This window comes from Macrococcus hajekii, assembly GCF_004359505.1.
Lineage (GTDB): Bacteria > Bacillota > Bacilli > Staphylococcales > Staphylococcaceae > Macrococcus > Macrococcus hajekii.
In genome coordinates, this window is record NZ_SCWE01000003.1 from 47,039 (window position 1) to 66,356 (window position 19,318).

General features: G+C 39.9%; 22 protein-coding genes. 7 read left to right on the forward strand and 15 right to left on the reverse strand.

Going from position 1 to position 19,318, the window contains the following annotated elements; genetic code table 11:
• Positions 1 to 117: 117 nt before the first annotated feature.
• The 11 genes from ERX37_RS08190 to ERX37_RS08240 form a co-directional block, all read right to left on the reverse strand.
• Positions 118 to 336: a DUF2198 family protein gene (locus ERX37_RS08190; RefSeq protein ID WP_133430187.1), complete on the reverse strand. Its 219-nt coding sequence runs from the start codon at positions 334 to 336 to the stop codon at positions 118 to 120.
• Positions 337 to 430: 94 nt separating this feature from the next.
• Entirely contained in the window at positions 431 to 970 is a 540-nt protein-coding gene (locus tag ERX37_RS08195) for a TlpA family protein disulfide reductase (protein WP_133430188.1), read from the reverse strand.
• Between the two features lie 83 nt (positions 971 to 1,053).
• Positions 1,054 to 1,488 carry a CHAP domain-containing protein gene (locus tag ERX37_RS08200; RefSeq protein WP_229713097.1) on the reverse strand — a complete coding sequence of 145 codons (435 nt, stop codon included), beginning with the start codon at positions 1,486 to 1,488 and terminating at the stop codon, positions 1,054 to 1,056.
• A 158-nt stretch (positions 1,489 to 1,646) separates the two neighbouring features.
• Complete coding sequence (locus ERX37_RS08205) at positions 1,647 to 2,573, reverse strand: C40 family peptidase (RefSeq protein ID WP_133430189.1); 927 nt, start codon at positions 2,571 to 2,573, stop codon at positions 1,647 to 1,649.
• 118 nt (positions 2,574 to 2,691) lie between these two features.
• Positions 2,692 to 3,009, reverse strand: coding sequence for a cytochrome c551 (gene cccB / locus ERX37_RS08210; protein ID WP_133430190.1), 318 nt, complete (start codon positions 3,007 to 3,009; stop codon positions 2,692 to 2,694).
• Positions 3,010 to 3,037: 28 nt separating this feature from the next.
• A protein-coding gene (gene prfB / locus ERX37_RS08215) for a peptide chain release factor 2 (RefSeq protein ID WP_229713098.1) occupies positions 3,038 to 4,139 on the reverse strand; the annotation gives its coding sequence in 2 pieces (ribosomal slippage) (positions 3,038 to 4,075 and positions 4,077 to 4,139; 1,101 coding nt in all).
• Positions 4,139 to 6,670: a preprotein translocase subunit SecA gene (gene secA, locus ERX37_RS08220; protein ID WP_133430192.1), complete on the reverse strand. Its 2,532-nt coding sequence runs from the start codon at positions 6,668 to 6,670 to the stop codon at positions 4,139 to 4,141. Before secA ends, prfB begins: the two co-directional genes overlap by 1 nt.
• A gap of 115 nt (positions 6,671 to 6,785) precedes the next feature.
• On the reverse strand, positions 6,786 to 7,343 hold the full coding sequence (gene hpf, locus ERX37_RS08225; protein ID WP_133430193.1) for a ribosome hibernation-promoting factor, HPF/YfiA family: 558 nt from the start codon (positions 7,341 to 7,343) through the stop codon (positions 6,786 to 6,788).
• 64 nt (positions 7,344 to 7,407) lie between these two features.
• On the reverse strand, positions 7,408 to 8,079 hold the full coding sequence (locus ERX37_RS08230) for a ComF family protein (RefSeq protein ID WP_133430194.1): 672 nt from the start codon (positions 8,077 to 8,079) through the stop codon (positions 7,408 to 7,410).
• Complete coding sequence (locus tag ERX37_RS08235) at positions 8,067 to 9,290, reverse strand: DEAD/DEAH box helicase family protein (protein ID WP_133430195.1); 1,224 nt, start codon at positions 9,288 to 9,290, stop codon at positions 8,067 to 8,069. Before ERX37_RS08235 ends, ERX37_RS08230 begins: the two co-directional genes overlap by 13 nt.
• Before the next feature lie 70 nt (positions 9,291 to 9,360).
• Positions 9,361 to 10,218 carry a DegV family protein gene (locus ERX37_RS08240; RefSeq protein ID WP_133430196.1) on the reverse strand — a complete coding sequence of 286 codons (858 nt, stop codon included), beginning with the start codon at positions 10,216 to 10,218 and terminating at the stop codon, positions 9,361 to 9,363.
• Between the two features lie 125 nt (positions 10,219 to 10,343).
• Between ERX37_RS08240 and ERX37_RS08245 the strand changes: the two genes are divergently transcribed.
• Entirely contained in the window at positions 10,344 to 10,973 is a 630-nt protein-coding gene (locus ERX37_RS08245) for a YigZ family protein (protein ID WP_133430197.1), read from the forward strand.
• On the opposite strand, the gene ERX37_RS08250 is transcribed toward ERX37_RS08245, so the two are convergent.
• Positions 10,974 to 12,017 (reverse strand): glycosyltransferase family 4 protein, encoded by a 1,044-nt coding sequence (locus ERX37_RS08250; RefSeq protein WP_133430198.1) that lies wholly within the window; start codon positions 12,015 to 12,017, stop codon positions 10,974 to 10,976.
• Between the two features lie 166 nt (positions 12,018 to 12,183).
• Between ERX37_RS08250 and ERX37_RS08255 the strand changes: the two genes are divergently transcribed.
• From ERX37_RS08255 to pepT, 5 genes are read left to right on the forward strand one after another with little or no spacing between them, the layout of a single operon-like run.
• Positions 12,184 to 13,056, forward strand: coding sequence for a YitT family protein (locus tag ERX37_RS08255; RefSeq protein WP_133430199.1), 873 nt, complete (start codon positions 12,184 to 12,186; stop codon positions 13,054 to 13,056).
• The gene (gene gdpS, locus ERX37_RS08260) at positions 13,049 to 14,110 is read left to right on the forward strand and encodes a GGDEF domain-containing protein GdpS (protein WP_133430200.1); all 1,062 of its coding nucleotides are present in this window, start codon (positions 13,049 to 13,051) and stop codon (positions 14,108 to 14,110) included. Before ERX37_RS08255 ends, gdpS begins: the two co-directional genes overlap by 8 nt.
• A gap of 46 nt (positions 14,111 to 14,156) precedes the next feature.
• Positions 14,157 to 14,906 (forward strand): threonine/serine exporter family protein, encoded by a 750-nt coding sequence (locus ERX37_RS08265; RefSeq protein ID WP_229713100.1) that lies wholly within the window; start codon positions 14,157 to 14,159, stop codon positions 14,904 to 14,906.
• Complete coding sequence (locus ERX37_RS08270) at positions 14,888 to 15,358, forward strand: threonine/serine exporter family protein (protein WP_133430202.1); 471 nt, start codon at positions 14,888 to 14,890, stop codon at positions 15,356 to 15,358. Before ERX37_RS08265 ends, ERX37_RS08270 begins: the two co-directional genes overlap by 19 nt.
• A 41-nt stretch (positions 15,359 to 15,399) precedes the next feature.
• Positions 15,400 to 16,623 carry a peptidase T gene (gene pepT / locus ERX37_RS08275; RefSeq protein ID WP_133430203.1) on the forward strand — a complete coding sequence of 408 codons (1,224 nt, stop codon included), beginning with the start codon at positions 15,400 to 15,402 and terminating at the stop codon, positions 16,621 to 16,623.
• A gap of 48 nt (positions 16,624 to 16,671) precedes the next feature.
• Here pepT and ERX37_RS08280 read toward each other — a convergent pair whose 3' ends face one another.
• Both ERX37_RS08280 and ytxJ read right to left on the reverse strand, forming a co-directional pair.
• Entirely contained in the window at positions 16,672 to 17,739 is a 1,068-nt protein-coding gene (locus ERX37_RS08280; RefSeq protein ID WP_133430204.1) for a glycerate kinase, read from the reverse strand.
• 42 nt (positions 17,740 to 17,781) lie between these two features.
• Complete coding sequence (ytxJ, locus tag ERX37_RS08285) at positions 17,782 to 18,102, reverse strand: bacillithiol system redox-active protein YtxJ (RefSeq protein ID WP_133430205.1); 321 nt, start codon at positions 18,100 to 18,102, stop codon at positions 17,782 to 17,784.
• Between the two features lie 98 nt (positions 18,103 to 18,200).
• Between ytxJ and ERX37_RS08290 the strand changes: the two genes are divergently transcribed.
• Positions 18,201 to 18,398, forward strand: a complete 198-nt coding sequence (locus ERX37_RS08290) for a hypothetical protein (protein WP_133430206.1) — start codon at positions 18,201 to 18,203, stop codon at positions 18,396 to 18,398.
• Positions 18,399 to 18,408: 10 nt separating this feature from the next.
• Here the strand turns inward: ERX37_RS08290 and ERX37_RS08295 are convergent, their stop codons facing one another.
• The gene (locus ERX37_RS08295; RefSeq protein WP_165982008.1) at positions 18,409 to 19,293 is read right to left on the reverse strand and encodes an EMYY motif lipoprotein; all 885 of its coding nucleotides are present in this window, start codon (positions 19,291 to 19,293) and stop codon (positions 18,409 to 18,411) included.
• Between the last annotated feature and the right edge of the window lie 25 nt (positions 19,294 to 19,318).

Here is a 19,318-nt window from a genome sequence, read left to right on the forward strand (position 1 = left end):
TTTATTTTATCAAATATTCATCAAAAAATACAAACATCCGTTCGTACATCAGTATAGTTTATCAACATAAAGAAACACGGATTCACCCTCAAAGAGTGAGTTTCCGTGCTCCAGATTTCAGTGATGCAGCTTCAACTGATCCACCGCAAAATAACCGAGTATCAGGGAAATCGTATCCAGGAATACGATCATTTCAGAATGAAAAAAACCTTTATAGACCGATACCCCTATTACAATTGTGGCTAACATCAATCCTGTATATTTATTTTTGACTATCATGCTGAAAATCATGACCATCACAGCAGGTAGAAATGAGGCAAGTACATACCAGATCATAAGTAATTTTTACCACCTTGTTCTTCATCCATCTGATTCTTCAGCTTACTTGAATCATACACAGATGTTTCTGAATAATTAAAGTATAAGACTCTCACAATTTTTCTTCAACTTGCTCTATCAATTTCTCAAGTTTCTCCTGGTTCAGTTCACCCATATAAGTAGTGAGTACTCTTCCTTCTTTATCAACAAATATTGTCGTAGGAATATTATAGATTTTGTATTGCTTCAGCAGCTGTTCTGATCCAACAACAACAGGATAATCGACATCATATTTCTTGAGAAAAGCTTGACGATTTTTTTGATCATCCTGCACATTCAGCCCGATTAACTTAATATGATTAGGTTTTATATCATTATAATGCACCAGTTCCGGCATTTCTTTATTGCATGGCTCGCACCACGATGCCCAGAAATTAATGATATTAATATCACCCGTTAATTCTGACTTCAATAGTTGAGGATGACCCTCCAATGTCTGTACTTCCACACCGCTAATATCTCGTCCATTGACATAATGCGGCTGTCCACTTACTTTTAGTCGGGCCGAGTCATGCCCTAACACCTGCCAGATACTGTAGGCAGCAAGTATAATAAACAGGCCGCTGAGCAATAACATGACTATTCTTTTCATGAGAGACCTCCTCTTGATTTCTCTTATTATAGCAAGAAAACTAAAAAAAATAGATAAACAAATGTTTATCTATTTTGAAATGATTAATATATATATTGATAATAACTTGCTTGTGTTTTAGTTAAAGTACGGTAAGTCTTAACACCTTGACGTGGATAGTTCATTTCAGAAACCTGGATACTGCCATTAGAATATTTGTTCTCAACAACAGCGACATGACCATAGTAACCCGCCTGCGATACCATCACAGCGCCTTTAACAGGTGTACGACTAACTGTATATCCGCTACGTGATGCGTTATAGGCCCAGTATTTTGCATTGCCCCATTGATTTGACACATATCGACCTAACTGTGCCCGACGATTAAACGCATAATACGCACAGCTTCCCCAAGTATAATAATTTGTTGCTTTATATTGAATAGGATTAGAGTAAGCTTTAGCAGTTGGCTGTTCGACAGAAGTAGAAATAGTTAATAACATAAGTAACGTTAAAATGGATAGCATGACTTTTTTCACTTAATTGTTCCCCCGACGTTTTATTATTAAAATGATAATAGCATATAAAATTTCGGGGGGAATTGTTGTTACTTAAGCGTAATAAAACTGTTACTTAATATATAACATCTGACATACAAATGTATGATAATAAAAAAAGACAGCATGTGCTGTCTTTTTTAATAACGATAATAACCCGTTACTGTGCCGTCAATATAGCTGACTGCTCGTTGCTTAATTCCTTCCGTCGGATTAAGCGCGTCAATCATCTGGCCATTACCTATATAGATCCCTACATGACTTGCATCATTAAAGAATACCAGATCTCCCGGCTGAGGATCGGTTACACGTGCCCCTATTGCAATCTGATCGTAAGTCGTTCTTGGCATCTTTTTACCCATCACCTGAAAGACTTGTTGGACAAATGAAGAACAATCTACTTGTGTTGCTGAGTTTGCACCATAGACGTAAGATTTTCCGACTGCCACTTGTCTCGCCACTTGTGCAATATGATTTGCAGCAGGTTTTTTAACTGTAGAGACCACTGCTGTATCAGCAGGTTCACTAACTGGTAGCAGTGAATAGTCCTGCTGGGTATTATAGTCAGCTACATTGATCTGATTAAATTCTGCTTCATGGGCTTGAATAACAGGTGTTTCAACTGCGCTCTCAACAACCGGCTCAGTAGGAGAAAATGCTTCTGTGTCGACCGGCGTTTCAGTGGAAACGACTGGCGCTTCTGAAGTTACTTCTTCAATTGATGGTGCTTCGACTGCTGCGGGTTCAACGGGTGCTGACTCAACTGAGGTTGAATCTTTTACCGCTTCTACACCTGGCTTAAGCATGACATTAATAGCATGAGAAGCATCTGCTCTCTCAGCTGAAACAACGAGTTTTTGACCCGGTTTCAACTTATTGGTCGTTAAGTCATTCCATTTTTTTAATCTTAAAGTAGAGATATCGAATTTATCAGCAACTTCAAGTAACGTGTCGCCTTTTTTAACTTCGTAGTAACCTTCTTTTACTTTTTCATCGGCGTGGACTGTTGAAAGTCCTGACCCTGCGAGAGTAGAGACTAAACAAACTGATAACACCATTTTTTTCATTATAAAATAATTCCCCCAGCCCTTATATCAAATTCATATTTCACAAATTTGATATAAATATAGCATAGAGGAATCAACATTGAAATAGTATTGCTTCATTCTTCATGTAAAATTAATATTACTTTAGCTTGCTCAAATAATCGGCAATCTTATCAACATCTTCGCCTTGGGCCTGCCCTTTAGGCATATTGCCTTTACCCTTTTCGATGATGTTTTTAATTTCATCTTTTGAATATTTAGCACCGACCTTCATCAGATTAGGACCACTGGCCCCTTCCAGATTCTTACCGTGACAACCCACACAAGAATTCTGCTGATAGGCAGTCAATCCTGGATCGCTATTATTTTCAGCAGTTTTTGTTTCTTCAGCACCATTGCCACATGCAGCAAGCGTTACAGCAGCCGCCAATGTTGTTCCGAGTAACCACTTTTTCATGATAAGTCCCCCTTATATTAAAAGCTTATTATAACTGGCTTTTCAAATATGCATCGATAAACATCGAAATATCGCCGTCCATCACCGCTGAAGTATTGCCTGTCTCAGCATTAGTACGATGATCTTTAACCATTGAATAAGGATGAAAAACATAAGATCTAATCTGAGAGCCCCAGCCAATCTCTTTTTGTTCTCCACGAATCGCAAGCATTTCTGCTTCCTGTTCCTCAATCTTGCGCTGATAAAGTTTTGCTTTAAGCATCTTCATCGCTTGTTCACGGTTTTTAATCTGAGAGCGCTCATTCTGACAAGTTACTACAACACCTGTCGGTTTATGTGTAATACGGACCGCTGAATCAGTGGTATTGATATGCTGTCCACCTGCACCACTGGCACGATACGTATCAATATTTAAATCTTCAGTATTGATTTCAATTTCAATATTATCGTTGTCAAATTCAGGCGTCACCTCACACGAAGCAAATGATGTGTGACGACGCCCCGATGAATCAAATGGTGAAATTCTCACCAGACGATGCACACCTTTTTCAGCTTTAAGATAGCCGTATGCATTATGACCTTTAATCAGTAAGGTCACACTCTTAATACCCGCTTCATCTCCTGGCTGATAATCTATTGTCTCTACTTTAAAACCTTGTTTTTCACTGAAGCGTTGATACATACGCAGTAACATTTCGCCCCAGTCCTGAGATTCAGTACCGCCTGCGCCCGGATGAAGTTCGAGAATGGCATTGTTCGCATCATACTCACCATCAAGCAGCATTTTGAGTTCATAATCATCAACTGCTTGACTTAGTGCACTTAATTGGTCAGCGATTTCACTTTCCATTTCTTCATCTTTTTCTTCTTTCACCATTTCCAGCATCACTTCAATGTTTTCTTTCTCTTCAGTCAGATAATGATAGCCGTTGACAATTTCTTTTAGGGCATTACTTTTATTGATAATATCCTGTGCTTTATTCTGGTCATCCCAGAAAGAAGGGTCTGCCATCATCTCATCATATTCCTGAATGTTAGTCTCTTTGTCGTCTAAGTCAAAGAGACCCCCTGAAGCTCTGAAGTTTTTCGCTAATAGCAGTCAGCGTGTTTCTAATTTCATATGTTTCCATTAATTCTCATCTCTCCCGTGGCAGTTTTTATATTTTTTACCGCTGCCGCATGGACATGGTTCATTACGGCCGATTGTCGGCTCTGCCTGTTTAGGTTGTTTTTTCACTTTTTCTTTTCCATCATTTGCGACCATGGCCTCACCTTGAGCAACCTGTTCACGTTCAACCTGTTCACCTTTATCGATGATTGATTTAAGGACGTATTTAGAAACGTCATCCTCAATATTATTCAGCATATCTTCGAACATCTGGAGTCCTTCGTTCTGATATTCACGTAAAGGATTAATCTGTCCGTATGAACGCAGATGAATACCTGTACGTAACTGATCCATCGTATCGATATGATCCGTCCACTTCAAGTCAATCGTACGCAGTAAGATCATACGCTCAAATTCATGCATTTGTTCGCCTAACTGAATTTCCTGTTGTTTGTACTGCTTATCAATGTGCTGCATTACGATCTGATAGATTTCTTCATTATCTCGTCGAGCAATCTCCTCAACCTGCAGATCACCTTCAGGGATGTACATATCCTCAATATAATTGATGAATGTCTCGTAATCAGGATGATCATCGTCTATGATGAAGTGTGCATTGACCGCTCTTCTCACTGATTCCTCAATCATCGAACGCACTTGGGCAGAACAATCTTCCTGTTCCAGAATTTCATTTCGCTCTTTATAGATGATTTCACGTTGTTTACGAAGTACATCATCATATTCAAGTACTCGTTTACGACTATCGTAGTTATTTCCTTCTACACGTTTCTGCGCAGATTCAACAGCTCTTGATACCATTTTGGATTCAATCGGTGCTTCATCATTCATACCTAGACGTGTCATCATTGACTGCATACGTTCTGAACCGAAACGTACCATCAGCTCATCCTGTAACGATAAATAGAAGCGACTGAACCCTGGATCTCCTTGTCGTCCTGCACGCCCACGCAGCTGATCATCGATACGACGAGATTCATGGCGTTCAGTACCGATAACTGCTAAACCGCCGATTTCCTGCACGCCTTCACCGAGCTTGATATCTGTACCACGTCCAGCCATGTTGGTCGCAATGGTCACCGCCCCTTTTTGACCGGCATTCGCCACAATTTCTGCTTCACGTTCATGGTTTTTAGCGTTCAGTACGTTATGACGAATACCTCTTTTCTTGAGTAAATCAGAGATATATTCACTTGTTTCAACAGCTACTGTACCCAGCAGAACCGGTTGACCTGCTTTATGACGAGCAATGACTTCTTCAACGACCGCTTTCAGTTTGCCGTTTTCTGATGCAAAAATTAAGTCTGCATTATCTTCACGAGCAATCGGTCTATTGGTAGGAATCTGAGTCACAACCATATTATAAATGCTGATAAACTCTTCTTCTTCTGTTTTTGCAGTACCGGTCATACCAGACAGCTTATTGTACATACGGAAGAAGTTCTGGAATGTAATTGAAGCCATTGTTTTCGATTCATTCTGAATCTCGACGCCTTCTTTTGCTTCAATCGCCTGATGGACCCCATCAGAGAAACGACGACCCGGCATTGTACGACCTGTGAACTGGTCAACGATAACAATCTCACCGTCTTCAACGACATAATCAACATCCTTCAGCATTGAGCGATGCGCTTTTAAAGCGATATTGATATGGTGCATTAAACTTACATTTTTTACATCATATAAATTGTCGACTTTAAACATCTTCTCAGCTTTATCGATACCTGTCTCTGACAACTGGATACCTTTCGTCTTTTCATCATAGTTATAATCGGTATCCGGTTTCAGCATCTTAACGAAAACATTCGCCTGGATATACATACCTGTAGATTTCTCAGCCTGTCCTGAAATAATCAGAGGTGTTCTCGCTTCATCAATCAGAATAGAATCGACCTCATCGATGATGGCATAGTTCAGCGGGCGCATAACACGCTCTTCGCTATAAGTCACCATATTATCGCGTAAATAATCAAATCCCAGTTCATTATTCGTGCTGTAAGTAATGTCTGCTGCATATGCTTCGCGCTTTTCAACAGTTGACTTACTGTTCAGATTAAGACCTACTGATAGGCCAAGGAAGTTATAAAGTAACGCCATCTCTTCAGCCTGAGTACTTGATAAATATTCGTTGACTGTTACGACGTGAACACCGCGACCTGTTAATGCATTTAAATAAACAGGCATCGTTGCTGTCAGCGTTTTACCTTCACCGGTTTTCATCTCAGCAATATCACCTTTATGTAGCACTGCTCCCCCCATGATTTGTACGGGATGCGGAAACATCTTAAGTACTCGCATCGATGCTTCTCGAACCACTGCAAAAGCTTCCGGTAAGATTCGGTTCAGGTAATCCTGCTGTGCTCTATAATCTTCAATTTCTTTCAGGTCATTCTGATACATAACGGTCATGCTTTTCAGTTCATCATCTGTTTTAGCAGCCATTGTTTCTTTATAGCTTTCAACTTGATCTGCAATTTTAGACAACGATTTTACTTCACGTTTATTGCCGTCAAACATTTTTTTTATGAATCCCATGTTTTTCTCTCCTTTAGTTACCCTCTACATCAATTAATAATACCATGTAATAGAGTGAGAGAGAAACATATCGGCATCAAAAAACCCTCCCCAGTATATAGAGAGGGTCTGACTCTTATTCAGCTGACGTTTCAATTAAACCGTATTTGCCGTCTTTACGACGGTAAACGATATTTGTGTCATTTGTTTCAGCATCATTAAAGATGTAGAAATCATGTCCGAGCATATTCATCTGAAGCACAGCTTCCTCAGAATCCATCGGTTTCAGGTCAAACTGTTTAGAACGGATGATTTCAATTTCATTTTCCTGTTCTTCATCGACCTCTGCTTCTGGAAATGCAGGGAAGACATCCTTTTCAATTCCTTTTTCACGGAACTTACGGTTTACTTTCGTTTTATGCTTTCTGACCTGACGCTCTAATTTTTCAACGATAAGGTCAATTGCTGCATATAAGTCATCATGGCGCTCTTCTGCTCTTAAAGTTACGTTCTTCATCGGAATCGTCACTTCAATTTTTGAACGAGAATCTTGGTAAGTCTTAATCTTTACATGCGCATTCGCATCGGGCACATTTGTAAAGTAACGCTCAAGTTTACTCAATTTCTCCTCAATGTAATGACGGATTGCCTCTGTTACTTCAATATTTTCTCCGTGGATTTCGTATCTGATCATAATACAACGACTCCTTACGAACATATTCTGTGGTGTTTCTTCCTATTTTTATTTTACCATATTATCATGGTCTTGCAAACGCTAACACTTCGATGGTGACAACTTTCTCTCTCCTTAAAACTTCTGCTGCACGGTGTACGGTGAGACCCGTTGTATAAATATCATCAATCAGCAGAATATGACCAGCAACGGGGCTAATCACTTCAAATGGATTAGATTGCTGTAATCGCTCTTTTCGTGTCAGCTCAGATTGTTTTGGTCTCGGCTGCATAGTCAGCACCTGGTTATATGATAGACCACTTATATCCATAATTTTTTCAATTTGGCTGAACCCTCTTGTCATCAGTTTATCTTGACTTGTCGGCAGTGGAATAATAGCATCAAACTTCTTGAGCAGTGCCTTCTCTTGCAGCAGCTTATATGCAAATACTTCTGCCAGCTTTATATCACCCCGCCCTTTATAGCAGTGTATTAATTCCTTCATGAAATGATTATAGTGATAGAGTATATGGATTCTATCCAGCGGCTGAACATGCTGGTGCATATAAGTACAGTCTGTACAAGTCACTTCATCTTCTCCCAGCTGCCTTCTGCAATGAGGACAGCGTCTACCTGTCAGTTTTTCAAATGATCCTTCACACTCGGCACAAATAATCGGCGGACGTGAAAAGTAATTACTTAAATACATCGCTTCGCTTATTTTCTGGAAGCAGATTAAGCATTTCATTCCAGCCACCCGCTTCTCCTCGCCAGTCTATTCATCGTTTTAATCTCCCTGACTGACTGCTGCATGCTATAAGTCACTCCCTCATGGAACATGATGACCTGTCCGTCATATGGAATGAATTTACGGTCGACCCTGCCTGACATCTGTATTAAGCATTCCGCTGTGTAACTCCCAGCATCAATAATAAAGACATCGAGTGACGCCATCGTAAAACCTCTTTCTAATATTGTCGTCGTGAATATGATGGGATGACGGCCTGCTCGTATAGCTTCCACCTTTTCATGTCTTAAACAGTCAGCAGCATATACTGTGAGAGGATGATTATCCTGATATACATTTGCCGCTTCCTCCATTGAAGCAATATCATTAAAGAAAACGAGAAGATAAGTCCCTTCTGTTCGTTGCAGATAAGACTTCAGCTTCCCTTTCATTAATTGTTTTTTAGAAAGGAATTTATAGACAGGTACAGGTAGCTGCCGTCTATGATATCTAGCGGGAAGAACAATCGTCCTGTCTTTCATCCTGCGCTTCAGTTCAGGTGGGGGTGTCGCAGTCAGATAAATGATACTCGCCGTCTGCGTGGCTGCTCGTTTAATCGTTCGCTGCAGTCTTTTATCCATCGGCAGTGGAAATGCATCTACTTCATCAATAATTATCAGTCCAAAGTGTGACTGATATTTAACAAGCTGCTGTACTGTACTGATGACGAAACGACTCTCATATTTTATACTCTGTCCTTGATAAAGCACATCAATGGCTGTATTGAAATAATTCTCCATTCTAAGTGCAAGTTCCTTCACTACATCTACTCGTGGCGACACAATGGCGACATTGAGCCCATTAGCTCTGGCCAGTCTGATGCTCTCAAGAATCATTTCTGTTTTTCCCGCACCCGTCACTGCATGAAGTAACAGATCCTCGCATTCTCTGACTGCCCGCACAATTGATTCACTTGCGTGCTTCTGCTGTTCAGTGAGTTCAAAATCCAGGCTGTAAGTAATTGCTTCGGCATACATAGGTATATCGCTCCAGTCATACTTGGTTTCAGTAGATGAACAGGTCATTCGAATGCAAGCTCTGCAATATACCACGCCCTTCTGATAACGTTCATCATAGTAACGATGAAACAATTCCGGTTCTTGATTCATACAATATTGACAAATATATGGTTTTTTATTACTGACACCGTAAAAGTCGGTACCTTCTATCATTAGACTCATCTTTTCCCTCCAAAAAAATAAGCACACTTAAATAAGTGTGCTGTCAAATAATATAAGATATAAAAACAGATTATAAATTTAATACTCTTTTCGTCATGCCAAATGCAAGTGCACCTTCACCGAGATGTGTACCGATCACTGGTGTCATTTCATGAATGATGAACTGGACCTCTGGATACTGCTCTTTTACTTCCTGCAGCCACTGCTTCGCTTCTTCCTCAGCGTTTGCATGCAGTATACAGCCTGTTCCAGTAGTTTCACCGTCCATATAGTCCACCATTAGTTCTTCAATACGCTTCAATGCTTTCTTCTTCGTTCTGACTTTGTCGAGCGCTTCGATTTTAGTATCTACAAAGTGCAGAATCGGTTTGACCTGCAGCATACTGCCTACAAAAGCCTGAGCACCAGAAAGACGTCCACCTTTTTTCAGGTTCTTAAGATCATTGACCATAAAATAAGCAACCTGACTTCCGACCATCGCCTTCAACTCAGTCACTATTTCATCAACTGAAGCATGTGCTTCAATCATCTGAGCTGCTCTTACACAAAGGAATGCTTGCGGCGTCAAGGAAATCTCGGAATCTACAGCGTGAACGCGGATACCCTTTACCATGTCATTTACAGCGATGGCATTTTGGTAAGTACCACTGATGCCGCTTGATAAATGAATGGCGATTACATCTGTGTAGCCCGCCGCCTTCAATTCCTCAACTTTATCGACATATTCACCAATAGATGGCTGACTCGTACTCGGCAATTCACTTTCAGCCCTCATTCTGGCATAAAATTCAGCAGGTGAAATATCAATCATTTCGCGATATGCCTGTCCTTTAAATAACACGCTAAGATAAACTTCCTTGATATCATAACGCTTCCTTAGCTCATCGCCGATGTTTGCTGTTGAATCCGTTAATACTGCAATTTTCATGCCTTCCCTCCTTACAGTTCCCCACCTATTCATCATACCATCTTTATCCTAAAAATAAAATTTAAGCATTGTTGCTGTTTTAGAAGTTGACTATACTGTAAAGAAAAAGAAAGGGTGAGTAGAAGATGGAGAATTACATTACAATCAACAATGAAATTCAAACTGAACAGATCATTAATAAATCCCGATTTATTACTTATTTATATAAAGTTGCAGATGAAGCTGCAGCAAAAGAGAAAATCGCTGAAATAAAGTCGCTGCATAAGGCGGCAAATCATAACTGTTCTGCCTATACAATCGGTGATCAGCATCAGATACAAAAAGCAAATGATGACGGCGAACCATCCGGTACAGCAGGCGTTCCAATGCTAGAAACTCTAAAAAAAGAAGATGTCCACAATGTCGTGGCAATTGTCACCCGTTATTTTGGTGGAATCAAACTGGGTACCGGCGGACTGATTCGTGCTTACCAGTCGGGTGTGACTGATGCCATTAAAGAAGCTGGCAAGGTATACATTCAGAATGCCTTTTTATATCACGTGACAATGGGTTATGACCAGACAGGTCGTTTTGAATATGATATCGCCGACCAGCCTTATGAAATCGTTGATCAGACCTACACCGATAAAGTGACTTATCAGATTCATGTCACCACTGATAACGCAGAAAGATTTGAGCAGTTCGTCAGCGAAATCTCACAAGGTCAGGCAGAAATAAAAAAAGAAGCAGAGTTAATGCTTCCTTTTCCACTTTAATTATTTAGTCAATCGTCTGAAAAGTTTCAGTACAGGTTGATAATTATCATCAATCAAGCCTGTCAGCTCAACAATCATCTCAATGGTAATCAAGATTAAAATCGTCATCACTATAGCACCCATATTAGTCGATAGATAAAGAATGACAGATGCTAAACTAAACAGCAGTGCAATTGAATAGATCAATATCACAGTCTGAGGATGTGAATAACCATGTTCAAGCAGCTTATGGTGCAGATGTGATTTATCTGCCTGCATCATCGGCCGGCCTTTTAAAAATCTTCTGATCATCGCAAAGACCATATCGATAAAAGGGACGCCTAGAATAATAATCGGGAACAGTAAAGAAATCAGTGTGATATTTTTAAAGCCGAGTAAACTCAGTACACCGATTATGAAACCTAGCATTAAAGCGCCGTTATCACCCAGGAAAATTTTCGCCGGATAGAAATTAAAACGCAGAAACCCTAGCAATGAGCCAATCAAAACACTGCAGATCATAATGATGAATATATTCTGCTGGAATATCGCAATTAGGCCGATGGTACCTAACGCAATCATGGTCACACCGGATGCAAGCCCGTCAAGACCGTCGACTAAGTTTATCGCATTGGTGACAGCTACGATCCAGAGTATTGTTACAGGCACACTTAACACACCGAACTGTATAATAATTCCAAACGGTAAAGTGATCAAATCGATGGTAATTCCGTGATAGACAACAATCAGACTGACTAGTATCTGCCCCACCAGTTTGATAATCGGCTTCAAGTCAAAAATATCATCGACTAGTCCCAGCAGATGAATCAGAATAGCCCCAATAACCAGCGGCACTATCTCATCTTCGACAGGCTGAGCAATTTTAATACCAATCAGAAATGAAATTAAGACGGCCAGACCACCCAGTATAGACACAGGCTTCTGATGTACTTTTCTAAGATTGGGTTTATCCATCGCCCCTATATAAGGTGAAACCCAAATTAATAAGGGTGACAGGCAGAATGATATGACAGCTGTAATCGCTATTAGTTTTAAGGTAAACATAGACCACCTCGAGGTTTATCTTAACAATAAATATAGCATAATTATAAACGTCTAGGAATTATATTAAATATATATTACGCTACTTAGGTGCGATTGACGAAATATCATATATCGCTCATAATAAGACGGTTAATGAAAAAATACATTTATTGAGGAGGAAGTTTCCATGAAGCATCCACTTGTTAGAGATTACCTCTACATGATTGCAGGCTCTGTGCTGGTTGCAATCAGCTATAACTTCTTTCTATTACCTTCAGAAATAGCAGCGGGGGGCATTTCGGGTGTCAGTACTATACTCTACAATGCCTTTCATATTCAGCCCTACTTAACACAGTTTCTGATCAATATCCCAATATTTATTGCGGGCTGGTTTGTCCTTGGACGTGCATTCAGCATTAAAACAGCCGCTGCTACATTCCTGATACCCGGTGTTATCTTTGTGACTAAAGACCTGGTCGTTCACGGTGTCCATAATTCATTGCTCGGTGCTATTTATGGTGGTATTGTGCTCGGTATTGGTCTTGGACTCGTCTATCGCGGAAAAGGGTCAACCGGGGGAACAGCGACACTTGCCCAAATCGTTAAAAAATACACTTCCTTATCAAGCGGCTTCTGTCAGCTGATTGTTGATGCTGTAGTGGTGCTGTTAAGTGCTTTTGTGCTCAGCTTTGAATCTGCACTTTATGCCCTTATATCCATCTATGTCACAAGCAAGGTCATCGACTTTGTAGAACTGAAGTCTGGTGACAACAAACTGGTTTTCATCATTACGGATCAGGAGGAAAAAGTAAGTCAGCTTATTTACGATTCAGTCGGCAGAGGCCTGACTAAAATCAATTCTGTCGGGGGTTATTCGGGTCATGCCAAAGTCCTGCTTTTCTCGGTTATGGAGCAGCGTGAAGCTGTATACTTCAAACAGGTCATCAACCAGGAAAACCTTGATACATTCGTTATTTTTCTTAGCGCTTCTGATATATTGGGCCGTGGATTTACGAGAGATAAAAATTTTATCGTGAAGGATGTGAAGTCAGGTGATTGAAGCACTTATATTCAATGTCGCTATTACAATCAGTGGATTCTACCTTTTTCATCGCCTGCAGTTCTTTGAAGAGAAAGAAATTGTCTTCTCGAAAAACTATATTACATTACTCATGACTTTTATCAGTATTTTACTGCTGACGAACCCACTTGAATTCAGCGATGTGAAATTTACACTCGCTTATGTTCCGCTGCTATTTCTAGCGCGTTATACAAACTTTGTCTATACCGTACTTAGTGCAGCTGTCACAAGTATAGTCGCTGTGAATTTTATGCATTACGGTATTGATATTGCAATGATTTTAATTATCGTCGCGGTGGTCACCGGGCTTATCGGTCCATTCATACAGCTGTCTCATTTTGCCAGCATCCAGGTTCTCACCGCTGTCGGTCTTGTCATTATGGCGATCAGTCTTTTCTTCAGAAATCTGGCTGATCCCATCGCCTATATGGTTCTGATAACTGCTGCTTCCTTTATTTTATCAATCTGCAGTACATTGATGTTCGTTGATATATGGCGCATTTCTCAGTTATTTAAGCGCTATGAGAATGAAAAGACAATGGATTATTTAACCGGCCTCGGCAATGTGCGGGAATTCGACCGTTCGCTTAATACATTAAGTTATCAAGCCGAACATAAAACCATCGCTTTACTACTGATTGATATTGATGGTTTCAAGGATGTCAACGATGCTTACGGGCATAATGCAGGTGATGCTGTTCTCAGACAGATGGGTCAGGTGCTGACCAATTATATTCCTCGGGAAATCAAAGCATACCGCAATGGTGGCGAGGAGTTTTCGGTCATATTAACTGATGTCACACTGGATGAGGCCATTAAGCTTGCTGAAAGCATACGAAAAGGTGTTAAGATTGCATCGTTTCATTTACCGAATAAAGAAACAATTTCCTTGACTGTTTCTATCGGTGTTGGTTATCTTCAAGAAAGAGATATTAAATCGCATCGTAAAATTTTCAAGGATGCGGATGACACCTTGCACGCCGCTAAAGAACAAGGTCGTGATACGGTGATGTTTAATCCCATTATTAAATAACAGAAAGTTTTCTTTCTGTTATTTTTTTATGAATAAGGAGACTGAGATGAATCATATAGATGAAAAAACGATTGTTTCTGTTGTATTACTTGCAGGTAAAATACTGCTTGAAAGTGGTGCTGAAACATATCGAGTAGAGGACACCATGACACGTATCGCGCGTCACTACGGACTGCCTAGAACTCACTGTTTTGTTACACCTACCGCTATCATCTTTTCGGTATCGAGAGAAGCACCTTCGCAGTTACTGCGTATAACTGAGAGAACAACTGATCTTGAGAAAATTGCAGAAACCAATGAAATTTCAAGAGGCATCACTGCTGATACTATTAGTATTCATACAGCACAAGAAGCATTGGAAGATCTTGATGCTTCTAATCTACAGTTCCAGTACTGGATTAAAGTGCTGTCAGCTGCCCTTGTCAGCGGGCTTTTCCTTATTATGTTCAACGGTTCGTTTTATGATATTTTCCCTAGTATTGTAGCTGGTGGTTTCGGTCTGCTGGTAGCTGAATTTATTCAGCAGCATACTCGCATTAAATTTTTCGCTGAATTTGCTGGTGCTTTTGTCATCGCAATTACTGCATTATTTTTTGTTAATTTTCTGTTCGGCGTCTCGCTTAATAAGATTATTATATCAGGTGTCATGCCACTCGTTCCCGGTGTATTGATCACCAACGCCATCCGTGATTTAATGGCAGCGCACCTTCTTGCGGGGGCTATGAAAGGAATAGAAGCTAGTCTCACGGCATTTGCAATTGGAACGGGGGTGGCAGTATGTCTCATCCTGCTCTAGAAATAGGCTGGTTTATCGTTCAGTTTATTACCAGTTTCTTTGCCACTATTTTCTTCTCCGTCATATTCAATGCACCAAGGAAATTACTCTTACCCTGCGGAATAGTAGGCGCAGTCGGCTGGATTGTCTATTATGTCTTAAATACTTATGACATATCAGCCGTCACCGCTTCTTTTGCAGGTGCTCTTTGTCTAGGGATCACTGCCCATTTAATGAGCAGATACTACAAGCAGCCGGTCATCATATTTTATGTGGCTGGCATCATCCCGCTCGTTCCAGGCGGCATGGCTTATGATGCGACTAAGAACTTGATTATCAATGACTACCCTACTGCATTGCAGAACGGAGTTAAAGTCACTTTAATTTCAGGCGCCATCGCTTTCGGCTTGATTTTCGCTGAGATGATCTTCCACTCTTTCTTCAGAACGAGAAAATATTTCCGTCGCAGATAAAGTTCGTTATAATAAACTTAATTACTGGGGAGGGATATGAAATGAAACAAGCATTAATCGATCGTTTAAGCCGTTATGTTCAAATCGATACACAGTCAGACGCGAACAGCGAAACGATACCATCTACACAGAAGCAATGGGACTTACTACGCTTACTTGAGCAAGAAATTAAAGCGCTTGAACTTGAAGTTTCAATTGATGATAAAGGTTATTTAATGGCTACACTTCCGTCTAACACAGATAAGGAAGTGCCTGTGCTGGGTCTTTTGGCACACGTCGATACTGCGACAGACTTTACAGGTACAAATGTCAATCCGCAGATCATTGACTCATATAATGGTGAGGATATCACACTGAAGAATGGACTCGTTATCTCCAAAGATAAATTTCCTGAACTGTCGCTTTATAAAGGTCATACATTAATGACAACGGATGGCACTACATTACTTGGTGCTGATAATAAGGCGGGTATCACTGAAATTATGGAGACCATCATCTACCTGCAGCAGCATCCTGACATTAAACACGGTGAAATCCGCTTTGCCTTTACACCTGATGAGGAAATCGGTCGTGGCCCTCATCACTTTGACACTGAACGTTTCGGTGCACAATTCGCCTATACAATAGATGGCGGCAGACGAGGCGAACTACAATATGAAAGTTTTAATGCCGCTGAAGTGGTTGTTAAACTTAAAGGTATCAATGTTCATCCCGGCTCTGCTAAAGATAAAATGGTTAATGCTCAGTCACTTGCGATGCAGTTTCATCAGCAACTACCATCTCAGGAAGTGCCAGAGCAGACTGAAAACTATGAAGGCTTCTATCACCTGACTGAAATGAATGGTTCTGTTGAAGAATCAAAACTTGTCTATATTATTCGGGATCATGATAAGAAAAAATTTGAGTCACGTAAGGAAACGATGAAAAAAATAGCTGCTGATCTTATCGAACAATACGGTGAACAAGCTGTTGAACTGAAAATCAAAGACCAATATTTCAATATGGGAGAGAAAATCAAGCCCTACCCAGAACTGACTGACATTCCTCTCGAAGTGATGAAAGACTTAGGTATTAAGCCGATTGTTGAACCTATACGAGGCGGAACGGACGGCTCTCAGCTCTCATATATGGGATTACCTACCCCTAACCTATTCACAGGAGCTGAGAATTTCCATGGTCCTTATGAATATGTTTCGATTGATGATATGGAAAAATCTGTATATCATATCGTAGGTATAATTAAAAAGTTTGAAGAACGAGCATAAATGATAAAAAAGACTGAGCAGAGAAATATTTTCTCAACTCAGTCTTTTTTATTTTGCCATCTTTAATAGTGTCTGCACACTATTCAGTAGCTGTACGCCGATATCCATCACTTCTACATCACCGGTTAAATTCGGATAAATATTCAGATAGTAAACTGATTCATTAGCTGGAGCTGTCTGCTGTCCAGCCGCTAAATAAATATAGCGTTTATCCGAAGTCACCTGCTCAGTGATAGCCTGGGCCACTAAAGAAGTTGCCATCGGTGTCGCTGTTCCACCACCGTAAATAATTACATCTGCTTCTGATAACAGCTCTACAATACTCGTCTCCTCAAAAATCATTTCTTTAGAAGAATGAGTACGTGCCTTAAAAAGCGATTCAAATAATCCTCTAAGTCCTCCAGCGTGGCCTCCTTTTTGCAGCGCCAGATGGAGTCCTGATTTTTTATATTGTTCATTTAAATACCAGATATTATTATCCAGTCTGGATTTATCTGCATCTGTCAGTGCTTCATTGACAACACTGCTGTTATTTCCAAATAAATAGTAGTCATAATCACTAATAATATTAAATGAACTGACTGTCAGACGGTCATCCAGATGTGATAAATCAATCCGTCTCACTCGCTTGATTGACTCTGAGTCGAGCGGACCCGTCATCATGTCATCATTCAGATCAAAAAACTGTGCGCCTAATTGCTGCAGCATACCGATACCGCCATCGTATAATGCAGCTTCACCTAAAGCGATTGTAAAGGTGCGGTAATCAAGGTCCAGCGCATGCAGAATCATTTCACCAAGACCATAAGAAGATGTTTTCATTAAATCCCTAGTCTGACCATATAGAGGGGTGCAGTCGATGTAGAAATGCTCGTTGACACCGGCTGCCGTGACTTGACGCATTTCCATATTCGCATCAGGAATCTGCCATCTATATTTTGTTCCTTGCTGCCATGATAAAATGCCTTCGATAAGATTTTTCTGACCATCAAATAATGGCACACTGATAATCTGTGCATCTGACCAGACAACTCTTGCACCTTCTTCCACATAACTAGCTGCTTCAGATGAAGTCAGAATATCTTCAAACCGATCCATCGCTATTAGTATATTCATTCCAATCTCCCTTACATTAACTAACCAGCTGTTTGCTGCACTCTATTCTTCTGCTGCTGACAATGAAGATACCGTGATATGATTGTGAGAATCATGCCAGACCACTTCCTGATCCACGAAATAGAATACTTGTGGTGATTCGTGGCTGATACCTGTTTTCTCAGCAATATAATTGGATAACTCTCTTGCTTCCTGTACAGTCAGATAGTATCCGTCCATATCACGTTCATACAGAAAATTATTGTATTGGTCATAAGCATTTAATGATATGGGACATGTAAGTGAGTGTTTCATCACAAACACTTTGTCATGCTGCTGAATTGTCTGTTCGAATTGTTCTATACTGTTTAATTTAATAACCATTTTTCCACCTCATTATTTGGTTGTCTCATTCTTTTATTAATTACCCCACGCGCCTCTATTTAGTCATGCTATAATCTAAATAAAAAAGGAGGAGAACTATGCCTAAGCAACAGCTTCCTGTTAAACGCTGGAGTATGCTTGATACAATCAATACTTGTCTGTTAATCGTCGTCTGCCTGTTTGTCATTGATTTTCAGAAAAACGCTACCTTATCCTGGGTCATTATCATTGCTTTTGCAATCTGGATCATGACTGTCATCGTGCGTAACCTATACTTATCTAAAAACCGTAAGTAGCTTGAGGAGCTCACCGCTCTTCAAGCTTTTTCAGTGCCTGATAATATTTATCATCTACTGTTTTAATACTTTTAGCTCTCGTCAGGATACTTTGAACAGGCAGTTTTTGCAATTGTTCTTCAATTTTCATAGCATTTTTACGTTCTTTATAATAGTTAATCAGGCTATAATAAATTTCTATCTGAGCTTGACGCATATGAGAAGTGTGCAGGGCATTGATATGCATCTGATTAAGCGTTTTGATGTGACTGTTGATCATCGGAATCAATTTATCATCAATATATCCGATACGCTGAGATGTTTCTGATGTATTCATTAATTCTTCTACTTTAGTTTTCAGCTCTTCATTGTTCCTGCTGATAACGCTGGTCAGTTTATTATAATCATTTGTTTCTGCTGGATTTTCTGCTGCCAGTTCAGCATAATTCTCACTGGTTTCTTTATTCTTCTCAAATATTTTTGTATAGCCTAGAATTTCGTCGTTGGACTCAATTGAATCATTGTAAAGTTTGATATACTGGTGAATATCATGAATAAAACCTTTCTTTTCATCAAAATTGCTGATGTAAAGGTTATGTACTTCTTTGACTTCCGGATTATTCACCTGAACTTTGTTCATTTTCTTTTCGTAGACTTTCAGTTGAGGAAGTACTTTACTTTCAATCTCTTGTTCTTTTTCCTTTAGTTTCTGTTTTTTTTGATCCGTTATCTCAGAACCTATCAACTGGTCAACTTGATCAAGCTGCAGGTCATCAATATATTGCACTAATTTTTTCTCTTCCAATTGAACATCTTTCATCTGAGACTTATAATCATTAATATCTGATTTTAAACTAGATCCGCACGCTGTAAGCAGAACGCTTACGAGCAGCAGCACATAGATTTTTATTTTCATATATCTACTCCTTGCTACAACTATT

Bases quoted from the DNA above. Each gene is read 5' to 3' on its own strand.
- ERX37_RS08265 (WP_229713100.1), top strand. From the start codon at position 14,157: ATGAATCATATAGATGAAAAAACGATTGTTTCTGTTGTATTACTTGCA.
- ERX37_RS08235 (WP_133430195.1), bottom strand. From the start codon at position 9,290: ATGAGTCTAATGATAGAAGGTACCGACTTTTACGGTGTCAGTAATAAA.
- ERX37_RS08240 (WP_133430196.1), bottom strand. From the start codon at position 10,218: ATGAAAATTGCAGTATTAACGGATTCAACAGCAAACATCGGCGATGAG.
- cccB (WP_133430190.1), bottom strand. From the start codon at position 3,009: ATGAAAAAGTGGTTACTCGGAACAACATTGGCGGCTGCTGTAACGCTT.
- ERX37_RS08280 (WP_133430204.1), bottom strand. From the start codon at position 17,739: ATGAATATACTAATAGCGATGGATCGGTTTGAAGATATTCTGACTTCA.
- secA (WP_133430192.1), bottom strand. From the start codon at position 6,670: ATGGGATTCATAAAAAAAATGTTTGACGGCAATAAACGTGAAGTAAAA.
- ERX37_RS08195 (WP_133430188.1), bottom strand. From the start codon at position 970: ATGAAAAGAATAGTCATGTTATTGCTCAGCGGCCTGTTTATTATACTT.
- ERX37_RS08255 (WP_133430199.1), top strand. From the start codon at position 12,184: ATGAAGCATCCACTTGTTAGAGATTACCTCTACATGATTGCAGGCTCT.
- hpf (WP_133430193.1), bottom strand. From the start codon at position 7,343: ATGATCAGATACGAAATCCACGGAGAAAATATTGAAGTAACAGAGGCA.
- ERX37_RS08250 (WP_133430198.1), bottom strand. From the start codon at position 12,017: ATGTTTACCTTAAAACTAATAGCGATTACAGCTGTCATATCATTCTGC.
- pepT (WP_133430203.1), top strand. From the start codon at position 15,400: ATGAAACAAGCATTAATCGATCGTTTAAGCCGTTATGTTCAAATCGAT.
- ERX37_RS08290 (WP_133430206.1), top strand. From the start codon at position 18,201: ATGCCTAAGCAACAGCTTCCTGTTAAACGCTGGAGTATGCTTGATACA.
- ERX37_RS08270 (WP_133430202.1), top strand. From the start codon at position 14,888: ATGTCTCATCCTGCTCTAGAAATAGGCTGGTTTATCGTTCAGTTTATT.
- ERX37_RS08190 (WP_133430187.1), bottom strand. From the start codon at position 336: ATGATCTGGTATGTACTTGCCTCATTTCTACCTGCTGTGATGGTCATG.
- ytxJ (WP_133430205.1), bottom strand. From the start codon at position 18,102: ATGGTTATTAAATTAAACAGTATAGAACAATTCGAACAGACAATTCAG.
- ERX37_RS08245 (WP_133430197.1), top strand. From the start codon at position 10,344: ATGGAGAATTACATTACAATCAACAATGAAATTCAAACTGAACAGATC.
- ERX37_RS08295 (WP_165982008.1), bottom strand. From the start codon at position 19,293: ATGAAAATAAAAATCTATGTGCTGCTGCTCGTAAGCGTTCTGCTTACA.
- ERX37_RS08205 (WP_133430189.1), bottom strand. From the start codon at position 2,573: ATGAAAAAAATGGTGTTATCAGTTTGTTTAGTCTCTACTCTCGCAGGG.